The 16,526-nt window shown below is 74.2% G+C and carries 2 protein-coding genes; both read right to left on the bottom strand.

What is annotated here, in order from left to right:
- Nucleotides 1-65 precede the first annotated feature (65 nt).
- Nucleotides 66-14,933, bottom strand: coding sequence for a preprotein translocase subunit SecA (locus BUE41_RS07885; protein WP_073456356.1), 14,868 nt, complete (start codon nt 14,931-14,933; stop codon nt 66-68).
- 894 nt (nt 14,934-15,827) lie between these two features.
- Nucleotides 15,828-16,523: a mycofactocin biosynthesis peptidyl-dipeptidase MftE gene (gene mftE, locus BUE41_RS07890; protein WP_084754627.1), complete on the bottom strand. Its 696-nt coding sequence runs from the start codon at nt 16,521-16,523 to the stop codon at nt 15,828-15,830.
- Nucleotides 16,524-16,526: the final 3 nt, after the last annotated feature.

Below are 16,526 nucleotides of genomic sequence, written 5' to 3' on the forward strand. Positions count from 1 at the left end.
CACCCATAGAGTGGGAAGTCATGTATAGTGACACCATCGCCCAACGGGGCGAGGTGGCCTGAACCTCAGCCTCTCGCGAACCCAGGACGGTTCAGCCGCGAACCCTCCGGCAACACACCACCCACACCAGACCGCACATCAAGATTCGCCGCAGCCAACGCCGCCGAACTCACCCCCGGCAAACGCGCCGCCAACGACTCCCACGTATCACCCGCAACCGTCCGCAACACCCGACCAGCAACCACCTCCTCCACCACGACACGCCCACCGCCGTCATGCGGAACCGCCCCCACCGGACCCGACAACGGCCCCCACACAACCGCCGCCGCAAGCGCAACACCAACACCCACCAGCGCGGCACCCTTGCCGAACGCGCGCAGGAGCCGGGACCGGCGGCCAGGCCGGGTCGACGCGACCGTCCGGTCGGACGGACCGACGGTGGCCGACGTCGCCGCGGAGCGGGCGGGGCGGTTCGGCGGGCCGCGGTTGCGCACCACCCGTCCGGTGTCGGTCGCGGCGGCGCTGGATCCCGCTCCGGCCCGCGCGCCCGCCACGAGCACCGGCGCGGCGTCACCGCCCAGCACGGCCGCGGGCCCGCCGCCGGCGCCCGCCGCGCCGCCGCGCCCGCCCACCACCGTGGCCGGCCAGCCACGCGCATCGCCCGGTTGCGCGCCGGTCCGCTGCAGGTGCGCGTCGAGCACGAGGAGGGCCTCCCGCTGGCCGATCGCGCGCAGACCGCCCGGCCGGCGCAGCGCACCTGATCCGTGCCGGACGAGGGCCTGCAGCTCGGCCTCGGTGAGGGCACCCGCGCGCGCCCGCACCAACAGGTCGAGTGCGGCGACCGGCAGCTGCGCCCGGTCCGCGTCGGTGAGCAGGCCGGCGCGGTCGCGGGCGAGCAGCACGTCGGCCAGCGCGGCGAACCGGGCGATCTCGGCGAGGGCACGCAGGTCGTCGAGCAGCTCCGGCGTCGCCTGGAGGTCGGGCGCAGGCGGCAGACCGGCCGCGATCCGCAGCGCGACAGCGAGATCGGCCTGTGTCCAGTCGGTGCGGGTCGCGAGGTCCGCTGCCAGGTGCCGGTCGCGCATCTCCGGCCGCACCGCGGCGCCGCCGGCCGGCGCAGCGGCAGCCAGCGCGACGCGGATCGCCACGACCACCGACCTCCGCAGGCCGAGGGCGGCGAGCTGCGCGGCGGGAACTGTCGCCAGCTGCGTGATCGACGTGATGCCCGCCCGGACCAGAGTGTGGTACGCGAGATCGCGGTGGCGGCCGGGCAGCGCCGCGATCAGCGTCTCGATGCGGTCCATCGGCCGCTGCCAGAGCAGGGTGTGCTCGGCGGGCGTCAGCCCGTCACCGCTCGAGACCTCCGACAGCCACTTCCGCACCTGCGCCCAGACCCCCGGGATGGGCGTCTGGAGCAGCCTGCTGAACGCAGCCGGGTCGAGCGCGACGGCCGAGGCGATGACGCGGTCGCGGACCAGTCGCTGGGTCTGCCGCTCGGTGAGATCGGGCGCGGTGTCGAGCATCTCGTCGTGGATCTGCGCCCGCACGTCCGCGGCGGTCTGCCCGAGCGCCTCCGCGAGCAGCATCAGCGCGGCTGCCTCGGCCATCACCGCGGCCCGCTCCGCGGCCTCCGACCACACCCGGCGGCCGGCCGGCACGGTCGTTCCGGCCATCGCGTCGGTGACCCGATCACGGGTCAGCTTCTCGATCACCGTGCCCGGGCGCTGCGGGTCGAGCCCGAGGTACCAGTCGACGCCGGCCGGCCCCTCCACCGGGACACCGAGCTGCTCGGCGATGCGGGCCCGCGACGCGCCGGACGCGTAGGCGAGGAACGCCTGCAGTTCTCGATCGGTGAGCGCTGTGAGCCGCAGCCGCTCGGCGGGATCGCCCACCGGCGCCGCGTCGGTCTCGCCCGTCCGCCGCTCGATCAGCAGCTGCTCGGCGACGGCGACGGTCGCGGCGAGCTCTGCCGTGTCCATGCCGAGCCGTTCGGCAAGCTCGTCGGCGCGCTCGATCGCGGTGAGCCCGTCGAGCAGGCTCTGCTGGGCCGCGACGGCCTGCTCGACGTCCGCGGCCGTGTAGCGGTAGGGCTGCCACGATCGCTGCGGGATCAGGTCGGCGACCTCGAGCGCGGCGTAGTGCTCGGCGAGGCTCCGCGGAGCGTGCTCGACGGGGTACCGGTTGACCAGCTCCGTCAGGCGCAGGTTCTGCGCTTCGGTCAGTCCGGGGATCTGCTGACCCGCCCGGGCGGCGGTGAGCTGCAGCAGGTCGACGCCCGCCGGGTTGGCAGGCGGTACGGACCGCTGCGCCGCGGGTCCGTCGATGTCGATCCGCCCGGTCAGCGGCGCCTCGTGGACGGCGGTGCGCTGCTCGTACCGCGCCGCCAGCTCGGCTTCCTGCCGGGCCAGCTCGAAGAGCGTGTCCACGCCGACGGAGTCGAGGACCGGCGGGACGGGTTCGGCCTCCACCCGAGGAGCCCGGTACTCGCGCTTCCCGGGCGGCTGCAGCACCCGGTCCTCCAGCGACCGGTGAACGGTCGAGCTTCCGTTCTCACCCTGGCGGCCGGCCCGGCCGCGCCCCTGCATCTCGATCCGGACGGACTCCGGGAACTCGGTGATCACGACGTGCAGCCCGCCGGCCTCGTTCAGCAGGTCGTGCGCCGCACGCACCTGCTCTTCGGCCTCGAGCCGGGCGGCGCGCAGGATCGACTCGTAGGCGGCCTTGTCGCGGGCCGCCAAGCCGGGGTGCTCGCGGTGCGCGATCTCGCGAGCCAGGTACTCGGAGTGACCGCCGAGCGGCGGGTCGACGCCGCGGTTCGCCCGGTTGGTCGCGACGGTGATCCGGCCGGGCCGCCCGGCCTCGGCGAGTACCTGGTCCATCTCGGCGCCCTCGGTCAGGGCGGTGACGAGCTTGTGACCGTGGTCTGCCTTCGTCAGTCGCTCGGAGAGGGCGACCGCATCGAGCTCCGAACCGGCGAGCACCAGGACCGGGCGACCGGACTCCGAGACCTGAACGATCTCGTCGAAGATGCCGTCCCACTTCTCGGCCGCGGTGCGGTAGGTGACCGTCGTGTCTCGGCGGTTCATGCCCTTGTGGGGCCGGATCTCGACGACGTCCTTGCCGGTCAGGCGCGGCCCCCCGGCCGTACCGGTCATCCCGGCGTACGGGCGGCCCTCCAGGAACTCCAGGACCGTCATCGAGTCGAGCACCTGGGCCGGCGTGCCGATCGGGACGTTCTCTGCGTACTCGACGGCCTCGTGGAGACCGTTGTTCCAGCGGCGCCCGTCGCTGAGCAGCTCGCCGTGCTTGTCGACGATGAGGATGCGGCCGTCGTCCGTGCGGACGTAGTGGACGTCCCGCTGCAGGATCAGGTCGGCGGCCAGCGCGTTCTCGACGCGCCGCTGCAGCGCCGCACCGTCGGGTCCGGTGAGGTCGCGACCGGCGACCCCGTGCACCTCCTTCGTGAGCGTGCGGATGTGTTCGACACCAGCGCGGGTCAGTCGCACGCCGCCGCGGCCGACGGTGAAGTGCACGGCCGGGTCGAGCTGCGTTGCCGTGTGCGCCGCCCAGGCGAGCTCGGCCACCGGCGCCGTGGCGTCCTCGACCGGCTTCGACAGCACGTGCGGGGTGTGACCCTCGTCGAGCAGGACGCGGTCGACCTCGTCGATGAGTCGGAAGCCGCCGCGGTTCTGGTGCACCGGCTCGCCGCGCGCGTTGCGGGCCCGCAGCACGTCGAACACCAGCTCGCTGACCATGCCTATCGCGATGTCGGCGCGGTAAGCGGTCCACTTACCGGACCACGTACGGGTCGGCACGACCACGTCGACCGTCACCCCGAGCCGATCTGCGATCGGCCGGAGCGTCGCGTACACGTCACGCACGAGCTTCTCGTTCAGCGTCAGCCACTGCACGCCCCGCTCCGCGGCGGGGACACCGCGAGCGTTGCGGGCATCCAGGGCGTGCGCGAGCGCCGCCAGCGATCCGGTGAGCGTCTTGCCCTCACCGGTGAGCATCTGCACGACGTCCCCGCGGGCGAGGGCGATCGCCGCAGCGATCTGGTCGTCCCGCGGTGTCTTGCCCGTACGACGCGCGGCCTCGCAGGCGAGGGCGGTGCACTCGATCAGCGCATCCTCGACCGTGAGCTTTCCACGCCGTACGTCCTCGGCCAGCTCCTGGTACGACCGCAGGATCTCGCCGTCGGTGAGGCGCCGGACCCCCTGCCACACGGAGTGGGTCGCAGCGACCTCGGCGGCGAAGTCCGCGTCCGTCCGGGTGCCGGACGTCCGAGCCTGCTCGGTGGTGCCCGGAGGCGGCAGGCCGATGTTGTCGGCCGCCGGATCCAGCTGCCGCGCCTCGCCGTCCCGGGTGGGCGGCGCGGCGTGGTCGTCCGTGTGCGGGTGCTGGCTGCCGTCGCGCCCGGCGAGACCGGGCGCCGCGTCGTGGCCGCCACCAGCGGTGTGCGGCCGGGCGCCGTTCACGCGCTCGGTGGGCGACGCGGGTAGCGCCGGTGTGCCGGGGTCACCCACCGGGCGCGCCGGCCGGGACGGGTCACCCGACCCATTACGACCAGCGGAGCCACCGGGGGGGCCGGGTCCGTCGGGCGCAGCGGCCTGGGCGAGCGAGGTCCTGCCGACACCGTCGGTCAGCGAAGCCAGATCGGGCAGCGCGTACGGCTCGCCACGCACCCCGGTCTCGATCTCGGCGAGGTGGTGGCGGACGAGGTCGGCGAACCCCTCCTGGCTGATCCTGCTGTCGCGGACCGCCTCGACGAGGCGCTGGTCGACGACGATCAGGTCGTCGCGGGTGAAGAGGACGTAGTCCCCCTTGTGCATCTGCGGGTCACGAACGAAGTCGTCCACGACGCACAGGCCGCGGCAGCCGGCCGCCCTGATCTCCCGGGCCGGCACGCCCGACAGCCCGGCGAGCTCGACCGGGGTCAGCTGCGCGGCCGGTGTCGTCGGCCGGACGGTGGCGGCCGGTGCGCCGACGCCGCGCAGCAACTGGTCGGTCTGCACGATCCCGCCGATCCGCTCCACCCGGCGCTGGCGGATCTCCACCCCACGCTGGCCGAGCTCGTCGGCCAGCCGCGGACCGACGAACCGGTCGAGCCAGGCCGGTGTCGCGTCGCGACTCACCACGCGCGCTGCGAGACCGAGCTGCGCGGCGGCCACGGCCTCCGGGCTCACCCTGCTGCTGAACTGCAGGCCGAGCTTCCCGTACGCCCGCAGCGTGCCGATCAGGCCAGGGATGTAGCGCGTCCCGGTGAAGTTGATCCGGCCGAACACGCCACCGCGGGCGATGACCTTCCCGGCGAGGCCGGCGGTGGTGAGCCGGCCCGCCGTGGTCGAGAGGGTGTGGGAGAGGCCGATGGAGCGCATCCCGGGGACGATCCGCCCCGCCTCGATGCGGCCGAGGCCGTGATCGCGCAGGATGGTCGCGGCGGCCGTCGCGGCCGTGGCCAGACGCGGCGCCACCAACTCCGTGCCACGGCCGACCGCGAAGCGCGCGGCGGCGAAGTTGATCTTCAGCGGGGTCATCGCCGTGTTGCCCAAGACGACGCCGCTGTGCCAGGCCACCTTCGCGGCGACGTTGAGGCCGGCCGAGACGGAGGCGAGCCACCCGCTGCTGGCGGCCAGGGCGCCACGGATCCCCGTCGAGGACGTCCCGAGCTTGCCGGCGAGCGCGCCCGCCCCCTTCACACCGAGCGAGAGGCCCTTGAGGACCGCACCGGCCCCCGCCGCGACCAGCGCGACCGTTCCGACATCCTCCAGCGCCGTGGAGAACGGCCGGAAGTAGTAGTCGTCGCCGAGGCTGCGCTTGTCGGTGACCCAGCGGTCCCAGAAGTTGACGGCTCCCTGCGCGATGCCTCCGGTGAGTGGACGGTTCTCGGCGTAGCCGGCCAGCCCGTCGCCCCACGACTCGAAGGTGACCCAGCTCTTCAGCTCCTTGCCGACGGCGTGCAGCAGGCCCGGCACCGCACCGGTGACGACGTCCCAGGCGTCCCGACCCAGGTTCTTGAAGAAGCTGGGCACCGACTTCTCGGTGTTGCGCCCGAGCATGATGACCTTGCCGTCGAGCGCCGCGGACCAGCCGTCCACGCAGCCGCCGGAGGACTCGTCGCAGACCCTGTTGTCCTCGCCACCCGGTGCCTTCACGTGCAGGGTGAGCTTGGTGTGCTCGTCGTAGACGCGGCCACCGGTCTCGGCGCGCTCCGAGGTGGCGTCGCCGTAGCAGATCCCGTTGCCGCCCGTGCTGCAGTCGGCGAGGGTGTCCCAGTCGGAGTCGACGTGGATGCGGACCTGTCCACGGCACGTCCCGTTCGTGTCGGTGCAGTTGCCGGAGGCGACCGCGACACCACGGCGCTCGTCGTCGCCGCCCATGGTGAACGCACTCACCGAGATCGAGCAGCTGCCGGCCTGCTCCGCGGCGCAGGCCTTGTGGGCCTCGGCATCGTTCTTGTCCGACGCGTGCGAGGCATCGGCCTTCGCCTCGTAGGAGCAGGTCACACCGGCGCTGCCGAGGCACCAGGCCACCGCGTCGGCCCGGTGCTCCTCGGTGTTGACCTCGGCGTTGGCCGCGATCGAGCACCATCCGCCGCCGACGTTGCCGGAGTCGGAGCACGAGCTGCGCGCGCTCGCGGTGAGCTTGCCGTCGTCGCCGCTCCCCTGCTGAGAGCCGCTGGCGGAGAACTCGTACGTGCAGCCTGAGGCCGGGCCGTCGGTGTCGCAGCTGGAACCGAACTCCAGGTGCGCCGGGATGGTCTTCGGCACAGGCTGGATGCACCCGTGGGGGCTGGTGCACGGCGGCGGCGCGTCGATGTACTCGTCGACGAACTTGGCGACGGAGATCGACGAGCAGAACCCGGCCGTCTCCTTGCAGTCCGACGGGTTCTGCGAGGTCTTCATCCGGCCGTCGGGCGACTCGGCGTAGGCCCGGGTGCTGGTCTCGACCCGGGTGCACTTGGCGGCGCCGTCGCCCTGGCAGGCGGCGAACGCGGCCACCCTGCCGGCCTCGGGGTCGTAGGACACCGTGCCGGTGAGGTTGCAGCCTCCAGAGGTGCCGGAGCAGTCGGCGAGAGCGGAACCGGTGTGCCAGTCGTGCGCGGCGCGCTGCTCCAGCGATCCCTTGACGTGCGCTTCCTGGGTGCAGTGCGGACCCGCCGGGTAGCAGCTGGTCTGCACGTTGACCCGGGCCGGCAGGTAGACCGGGATCGGCTTGCCGTTCTCGTCGAGGACCTGGTTGCCCTGCTCGTCCGTCTCGAACAGGTAGATCTTGTTGCCGTTCTCGTCCAGGACCGGGCGGCCCTGGTCGTCCACCTGGTAGGCCTGCTCCGGGTCGAGCGCGACGAACTTGCCGTAAACCGTGCAGAGGCCGCCGGTCCGCACGCAGTCGACCTTGCCGTCGCCGGTGATCGTGCCCAGCTCGGGCCCGTTCGGCTCAGCCTGGCCCTCGCGGCTGATCGAGCCGACGAGGTGCGCCTCCGACTTCGTGCACGTGGCGCCCTCGGACTGGCAGTCGGAGAACGCGGTGATCTCGCCGGTCTTCTTGTCGTAGGCACCACCCACGACGGTCGAGCACCAGCCGCCGGTGCCGGAGCAGGCGTTCTCTGCAGTCGCCCGGATCGCACCACCCGGCGCCTGGATGGTCGCCGAGGTCTTCGACCAGTGCGAGCAGGATCCGGCGCCCGTGTTCTGGCAGCCGGTGCCGACGACGAGCATCGGCGGAGTCGGGGTGCCGTCCTCGGCGACGCCGGCCGGGTGGTACTTCGCCACGCCGGTCAGGCCGCACGACCCGACGCCGCCGCGGCACGTCCCGCCGCCGGTGCCGGTGAACTCGCCACCCGGGGACTTCGCGTCGATGCTCAGGTTGGCCCAGCGGCTGCACGACCCTCCCGAGGTCGCGCAGTACGAAGACAGCTCGAGCCTGCCGGTCTCCTCGTCGTGGACAGCGCGCGAGCCGGTCGCGCAGTAGCCGCCCGACGCCTGGCTGCCCGAGCACGTGCCACCCGCGTCGCCGCTGATCCCGTTGCCCTTGGCGGACGCGGCCGACCGCGTCGCGTAGTACGCGGAGCACGACCCGGTGCCGGCGCATCCGGCCTGGGCGAACGCGTTCTCGGCGTCGACCTTCACGACGGCCTGGGTGCTGCAGTACCCGCCGGAACCGCCGCCGGAGCAGCTCGACCGCGCCTCGCCGTGCTGGCCGCCGACCGTCTGCGAGGCCTCGGCGTGGCTGGAGTACGAGGCGGTGCAGTTCGTGGCCCCGCTGCAGCCCGCGGCGGCGTACGAGTAGCCCTTGCCCGCCCGGGCCACGGCGTGCACCGCGATCCCGCCGGAGCCCTCGCCGACACCACCGCCGCTGCCCGACGCGTTGGCGTGCGCCCAGGACCGGTGAGTGCCGTCGTCGTAGGAGGCGGAGCCGGAGGCACTGGCCGAGTAGGAGTAGCGGCAGTTCGCCGCGCCCACGCAGGACGCGGACGCCGTGGCCTGCCCCGGACCGGCCCAGGCGCGCGCCGACACCGCGACCCCGCCGTGGCCGACACCACCACCCCCCGAGCCAGCGGCGTACGCGCTGGCGCGGGATCCGCTGGACGCCGCGGACGCAGAAGCGCTCGCCGAGTAGGAATGGCGGCAGTTCGGGGCGCCGGTGCACGATGCAGCCGCCGAGGCCCAGCCCGGGCCGGCTGTGGCCCGCACCGCGACCGCGACCGCGCCCCGGCCCCTGCCACCGCTGCCGGAGCCGGACGCCGACGCGCTGGCCCGGCTGCCGGGCCCGGCCGCCGACTCCCCGGCGCGCGCTGCGTACGAGTGGTGGCACTCGACACCGTCTGTGCCGCGGCACTCGGCCATGGCCTGCGCGGTCCCGCGCGCAGCCTGGGCGCTCACCAGCGCCGCGCCGGAGCCGGTGGTGCCCCGGCCGTGCGCGGTCGCGTCGGCGCGGGAGGTGGCCGAGCGGGCGTGCCCCTCGGCGCGGAAGGAGAACGCGCAGTCCGCTCCCGGCGTACCGGCGCACTCAGCGCCCGCCAGCGCGTAGTCCGAGGTCGCGCCGACCTGCACCGCGCCCGAGCACTGTCCGTCGGTCGCGGCGGTGCAGGCCGACCGCGCGCTGGCAGTGTGCGCGCCGCCGGGAGCCGGGGACTGCGCGGCGCCCTGGAGCCGGGTCGTGCAGCCGGTGCCGACGCAGCCGGCCTCCACTCGGGCGAGCCCGTCGCGGGCCGAGCCGCCCGTCACCACCTGGCAGGCCGGGCCCGCGCACTCGGCGACGCCGACGGCGTGGCTGGTGCGCGCGGTCCGCGGCGCGGATCCGGTCCGCAGCGCGTCGGCGATCGTGGCGGGATCATCGGTGGCGACGGTGACGCTGCGGCCGGAGACGGGGCAGGCCCCGGCCGCCGTCGAGCAGGCGCCCTCGATCGACGCGCCGGTGACGCCGGTGCGGTTCTTGCCGGTCGGCGCGACACCGACCTGGCCCTCGGTCACGAGCGCGGCGACGCAGTCCTCGGCACCGGAGCACGCGGTGGTGCCCTCGGCGGTCGAGACGGACGTGGGGTCGGTGGCTGCGCCGTTCGCGGCCGGGCGGCGGGCGGCCCGCGCTGCGTCAGCGGCATCTCCGTCGGGGCTGGCCGCGGTCGCGGTCCGGCCGGTGACGGTGCCGATGCAGCCGGCGGGGCAGTCGATCTGCGCGGCGGCCTGCGTGGACCCGGACCAGCCGGGGAGCGTCCGCCGGCCCTTCGGATCGTCGGGGTCGGCCTGCCCAGAGCCGTACGCGGTGACGGCGGTGGCACCGGCCTCGGCCGCGCATCCGGTCGGCCCGCCGAGGCATGCGGCCTCCATGCGGGAGTGGCTCCGCGCCAGGTCGCCGGCCGTGTAGGTGGCGTCGGCCGTGGTCGCGGCCGCGCACAGCGGGCCGGAGCACTGCGCCAGCGCGTTCGACGTGGCGTAGGTGGCCGGGGTGTCGGTGACCGGCTTCGCGGCGAGCTCCGCGGCGGCCTCCGCCGCCTTCGTCGCCTCCGCGGCGGCCTTCTTCGCCTCGGCGGCCTTCTCGATGTCTTCGGTTGTCGCGCCCGGGCGGGCGGCGATGCGCTGCGCGCGCTCGGCGGCCTTGCGGGCATCGGCGGCCTGCTGGGCGAGCTGTTCGGCAGCGGTCTGGTTCTGTTCGGCGACGATGTCGGCCACGACCTGGCCGGACGCCGCGATCGAGCTGGTGCGGACCTGGCAGTCGGCCTGGCCGGTGACGCAGGTGCCGCTGGTGGTGCTCGCGCCGGTCGGAGGACCGCGGGAGCCGTCGGCGCCGGTCATGTTCTGCGGGCCGTCCGTGCCCGCGGCGGAGGTGCGGGCGGTGCCCGCGCAGCCGTTGCCGGAGCCTGCGCAGTCGAGGGCGGCGTCGGCCATCGTCCAGGACGACGCGCCCGGCACCGTCGGCCCGCCGGTGTTCGCGCTCGAACCGGGTGCGGTCGGCGCGGGCGGCACCGCGGGCTCCTGGCCCGACGGGCCCTGCCGGCCGGTCGGCTCGTCACCAGTGGTGCCGGAGGTCGTGGTCGCGTTGCTCGTCGGGGCGGCCTGCAGGATCGGCGCGATCCGGTTCGCGTCCGGACCGGAGGAGGCGCCCGAGTTCGACACGCCCTGGCAGATCCCGCCGGTGACGCCCTCACAGACGCTCTCGCTCCACGAGCCGCGCGGGTTCGGCGAGACGCTCGGGTCGGTCGCGGTCGCTCCCGACGACGCGGTGCCGGTGCAGCCGCGCCCGTCCTGGCAGATCACCAGGGCCCCGGCCGCCGACGCCGCGGAGGCGCCCGCCGGCAGCCGCGCCGCGTTGGTGGCCTGCCCGTCACCGGCGAGGGCCAGCGCCGCGCCGGGGCCGCTCGCGGCGGTCGAGACCGACCGCACCTGGCAGCCGCCCGTGCCGCCCGTGCAGGACGCGGTACCGGTCGAGGTGCGCGGACCCACGGTCGTGCCGTCGAACGCGCTGCTGGTGGTCGTGACCGTGCCCGCGCAGACCGCGCTGCAGTCCAGGACCGCCTCCGACCGCGCCACCGACGACGGGCCGGTGAGCGACTGCCCGGCCAGCGGCTCGCCGGTCTCGGGATCGATCGTCACGTGGTCGGGTGCGCTGGATGCGGCCGCGGTCGAGCGGCCGGTGCAGCCGCCGCCGGTCACGGTGCACTCGCTGGTGGTGGAGCTCCCCCGCGCGTCCGGGCTCACCGCGGTGTCGCGCGCGCTCGTCGCTGCCAGGGTGGTGCCGCCGCATCCGGTGTCCGCACCGGAGCAGGACACCTCCGCGGTGGTGGTCGAGACCGACACCGGGCCGGTCACCGGCTCCACACCGGCCGCCACCGCCTGCGCGTCGCGGGCGGAGCGGTTCTCCACCGCGGTGGTCGCCGCGGTCGAGCAGGAGCCGCCGACGCCGTGGACGGTGCACTCGGTGGTGGCCCGGCTGTCCCGCACGCCGGTGACGTCACCGCTCGCGGAACCGGAGGTGCTGGCGGCGCCCTTGCCGGCGCAGCCGTCCTGCGCGCACTCCGCGTTCGCGCTCGCCTCGCTCGCAGCCGTCAGCTGCCGCTCGGCCGGCGTGTCGGCGAACCACGACCAGCGCTGGTGCGCGGTGGAGTCGCCCACCTCGGAGCGGGCCCGGCTGCTGCACTGACCACCCGCGGTCTCGCACGAGGCCGAGGCCTTCGTCTCCCGCACCGCCGTGACCGGCTTCGCCTCCGCCGTGGCGGCATCCGCGGCCTTCGGATCGGCCGGGGCGCGGCCCGGAGCGGCGATCTTGCCGGTGGTGGCGGTGTTGGTGGATCCGGTGCAGGTGTCGGTGTCGCAGTCGACCCACGCCTGCACCGCGGACACGGCCGCACCGTCGCCGTCGACCGTCGCGCCCGGGGTCCGGGTGAACTCGCTCGTCTCCGCCTCGTACGACCAGCGCGCCCGCTCCCGGGCGGTCGGGTTGTCCGCCCGCGTGTCGGACGTCGCGCCGCACGAACCCTCGGTGACGGTGCAGTCGGCCGATCCGGACCCGTCGCGAGTGGTGGCCACGCCGTCGGCGGTCGAGGCGGTCGCCGCCTTCCCGCTGCCGGACCCGTCGATCTCGACGCTCGCCCGCGAAGCCCCCTCGCCTCCGCGGACCGCGTCCGAGCCGGAACGCGCCCAGCACCCGCCGCCCGTGATCGAGCAGTCGGCCGCCGCCGTCGTCCCCCGAGACCGCGGCTTCTCGGCCGCAGGCTCGCCAGTGGCCTCGGCAGCGGTCTTGGCAGTGGTCTCTCCAGTGGTCTTGTCGGTGGCCTTGCCAGTGGTCTCGTCGGTCGCCTCGACCACCGCGGGGATCACCGTGTGCTCGCCGTTGCTGGACGTCGCCGCGGCACCCGTGCAGCCGGCCGCGTCCGACGCGCAGCGGGCGGACGCCTCGGCCGTCGTCTCCTCACCGAGCTGCACGCGGGCTGCGATGCCGCACTCGCCCGCGGTGGTGGCGCAGTTCGCCGACGCCTTGGCCGCGCCAGACCGTTCCTCCGTCGATGCCGCGGTCGCCCGCGTTCTCTCGGTGGCGGTGGTCGCGTCGCGCGCGGCACCGCTCGTCTCACCCGAGCAGGCGCCCGCCGTGGTGCGGCACTCCATCTCCGCGCCCGCGCTCGTCGCCCGGGTGCGCTGCCCGCCGTCACCCTCGCCCAGCTCGAACCGGGCGGTCGCCGTGACGGCGGCCTCGCCCGAACCCTTGCGGCTGTTCGAGGTGCACGCTCCGGCGGTCAGGTCGCACGAGGCACCCGCCGCGCGGTCGCCCGACTCGACGGACACCCCGCACCCCGACGAGATCCCCGCGAGCGCGACGCACCGGTCCTGGCTCGTCGAGCGCTCGTCGTCGTGCCACGCGTCGCGGTCCTGGTCACGGTCCCGCTCCTCGGCGACCGCCGCGCGGCACTCGACGAACACCCCGCTCGCACCACAGCCTGCGGCCGCGCCGTCGCCCGGGTCCGCCTCCGACGTGGGGGCGTCCCGGCCCGTCGCCTGCCGCAGCTCGTCCGTCTGCGCGTAGACCTCGTCGCGGCGCTGTTCGTAGGCCGCCACGTTCTTCTCGTGCTCGGCCTTGCTCACCGTGCCGGCAGCGACCTTCTTCTGCTCGGCCTCCAGAGCGGCCTTCGCCTTGTCCAGCTCGGCGTGCCCGGTCACGACCTCGTCGACCAGCTGGGCATCGTCGTCGGAGACGTACTCCCGCGACTCGGCGAGCTTCTCCTCGCGCTCCTTCTGCGCCTTCTCCGCGGCCTCGAGCTCCTTGGCCGTGAGCTTGCCCGCAGCGGCGTCCTTCTGCGCCTTCTCGAGCTCCTTCGCGCCCTTCTCGACCGCGACCCGGTTCTCCAGGTACTCCTCGGTGGCCTTCGAGGACCAGTCGTCACCGCCGTACCAGCCACCGTGCCGCGGTGACCGTCCGTAGCGATCGTCGGCCCACGACGGCGGGCCCCGACCGGCCATCGCCCGCAGCTCGTCCGGGGCCGATCCGAGCCCGGCGCAGTCGTCGACGGAGGCGCTGCACCGGGCCGGCGAGCGCTGTCCGGTGAGGACGACGTCGCCGTGGTCCTGCCCCGCGAACTTCTGGGCGGCGAGCTTGTTCGCCGACTTCTCGTCGACGCCCGCCCGCACCAGATCGGTGACGAACGCTGCGGCCCTGCGGACGTCCTCGGGGGTCACGCCCTCGGGAAGATCGGAAGCGGTGCGCACGAGGTCGCGCACGGCCTTGCGCACGTCGCCGCCCGCCTCGGCGGCAGTGCGGACCGCGGCGACCTTCTTCCACACCTCGGCGCCGTACTCGCCCCATTCCGCGAGCCGGGTCGTGGTGGGTTCCTTCGAAGTGTTCCTGCCGGCCTTCGCTGAATCCTCGGCAGACGTCTTCGGCGAATCCTTCGCCGTCTTCTTCGCCGTCTTCTCCGCTGCGTCGTCCGCCGAATCCACCGAGGCGCGCTTCGCCGCGGCGGTCACCGCCTCGGTGATCGTCTCGCGCACCGCATCGCGGATCTTCTCGGCGGCCTTCCCACCGGGCCGGCCGCGGCCGTCGAGGGCATCGCGGACGATCTCGTCGACGGTGGCCCGGATCTCGTCGGCGGCGGCGCCCGCCTTCTTCACGACCGCCCGGACGGTGTCGCGTCCGCTGCCGCCCTCCTTCCCGGCCGGACGGGACTCACCGGCGTCCTTCTTGCGACCGGGCCGCTCGCCGGTATCGCCCTCGCGGCCCGTGCCGCGATCCGTGCCGGCCTTCTCGCGCTGGCGGGCCTTGCCGTCGCCACCGCGGTCCCGGTCACCGTCGGTGACGGTCGTGCGGTGGGTCGATTCGCGCACGGTGCCCTGCGGGTCGTCCGCGAACCGGTCGCGCATCTTCTCGACATCGGCGACGGTGACGGTCTTCGGCTTCTTCTTCTCGCCGCCGTCGTTCTTCGGCTTCTTCTTCTCGCCGCCGTCGTTCTTCGGCTTCTTCTTCTCGCCGCCGTCGTTCTTCGGCTTCTTCTTCTCGCCGCCGTCGGACTTCGGCTTCTTCTTCTCGCCGCCGTCGGACTTCGGCTTCTTCTTCTCACCGCCGTCGTCCGTCTTCGGCTGCTTCTTCCCGCTCTCGCCGGACGTCGACTTCTCGTTGCCGTTGTCGCTCGACTTGCTCTTCCCGGAACCACGGCTTCCGTCGTCGGACTTCGACGAGCCGTTCTTCCCGCCGTCGGTCGAGCTGCTGTCCTTGCCTCCCTTCTGGAGGCTCGACGTCGCAGCCATCGGGACGACCACGGCCGCCGACGCCGGCGTGGCCATCAGCACCGAGCCCAGCCACAGCGCCACGAGCGAGCCGGCCAGCACCAGCACCCACCGCAGGAGGCGCAGGACGAAGTCGGCCGGACCGAACCGCAGGTGCACGGCGTCCGCGGGCACACCGGCAGCGAGGCCGGCGGCCTCGCTGTCGTGTGCGCGGTACCCGTGCATGGGAGGTGCTCCTCGGTGGATCCGCCGCGCAGATGCGGCGAGAAGGGGATCTCGACAGCCCGGAAGAGGGCGTCGATCAGGGAAGTCTCGAGCACAGGGGTAGCCAGACCCCTGGAGAATCCGCACGTCGCGCCTGGGGCTGCGACCTGCCGCGGGGAACCCGCCGCCCACCGAGTCGCGCTACTTCAGCAACCCAGGGAACCGCGGTCGTCCCCACCACCCGAAGGTGGATCACGGGGAAGATAGCGAACCCGCGACCCGCTCGTCCAGCATCCGTCCACAGTCAACGATCTCGGCACCCGACGCTCTCGGCACCCGACGCTCTCTCCGCCGGATCGGGCAGCGGCCGGCCGGCACCGGCCGACGGCCCGCCGGCCCGATCGCCGCGTCGGCGACGGACCGAGCCCGCCGCACCCGTCGGAGCACCTCGCGCGGAACCGGGTGCCGCCGCGCCCCGATGAGCGCAGTCCATGATCGAGAGTGCCCGGAAGCACCACCGCGAAACACGGCGACTCCTCGATCGCCGGGAGCGCCGACACCCCCCTGCCCATCGGCGGGCGACAGCTCGGAGAATCACACATCCAGGACCGCGCCCTGCCCCGCTCCCGCACCGGGGAATTCCGCATCGTCACCAGCAGGCGCACACCACAGACCGGAAGAGGATGTGCTCCCGCGCACGACGTCCGGAACACCGGACCCGCCGTTTCCGGACGAGCGCGGAACCGGTCCGCCGAAGGGCGGGCGAAGCCGCCCGTCACACGTGTCGCGCCCCGACGGGATCGGTCCTCCGCCGGTCTTCAGCCGACCAGCGGAACGATCCCGAACGGAGCCCGGAAATCGACTCGGCACGACCCTTCGCCCGTTCCGGTCCCCGACGGCGGACCGGAAGGATCGTCACGCGAGGTGACCGTTGCCGTCCGTCCGCCACCGCGCAAGGCACTCCCGCAGCCGCCCGGCGATGCCGTCCAGGAAGGCCTCCCCCTCCTCCGCCGACGCCCCCGCGGGGTCCCCCAGGACGCCGTTGGGGCTCACCGCCCGCGTGCCGCCGGACCGCAGGGCAGGCATCAGTTCGGACAGGGGCGCGGTGTTGCCCGCCTCGGCCCGGTCCAGCCGCACCGCCCCCGGGTCGAGGGCGAGGAGCATCGACGTCTCCACCCGCCCGGCGTGCGCGTCCCCGCCGGGCACACCGCACCCGAACCACGCCGCGTCCCGGCCCTCCGACCGCAACTGCAGCACGGCGTTGCGCACCGTCGGGAGATTTCCGCCGTGCCCGTTCACGAAGAGGATCCGCGCCGCCCAGGACGACGCGGAGCGACCCAGCTCGACGAGCACCGCGTGCAGCGCCTCGTGCCCGATCGAGAGTGTCCCGGGGAATCCGTCGTGCTCTCCCGACGCCCCGAACACCGCGGGTGGCGCGACGACGATTCCGGGCATTTCCGCGATGGCGCGTTCGGTGATTTCCACAGCCACCCGGACGTCGGTGTCGAGCGGCAGGTGCGGCCCGTGCTGCTCCACCGATCCGACCGGGACGACGACGGTCGGCGAGCCCTCGAGGTCCGGCCAGGTGGCGGCGCAGAGGTGGCGCGGCATGCC

Source organism: Pseudonocardia thermophila, from assembly GCF_900142365.1.
Taxonomy (GTDB): domain Bacteria; phylum Actinomycetota; class Actinomycetes; order Mycobacteriales; family Pseudonocardiaceae; genus Pseudonocardia; species Pseudonocardia thermophila.

What these genes read in the sequence shown, in the direction of transcription:
- BUE41_RS07885 (WP_073456356.1), bottom strand. Translation starts at nt 14,933, where the DNA reads ATGCACGGGTACCGCGCACACGACAGCGAGGCCGCCGGCCTCGCTGCC.
- mftE (WP_084754627.1), bottom strand. Translation starts at nt 16,523, where the DNA reads ATGCCGCGCCACCTCTGCGCCGCCACCTGGCCGGACCTCGAGGGCTCG.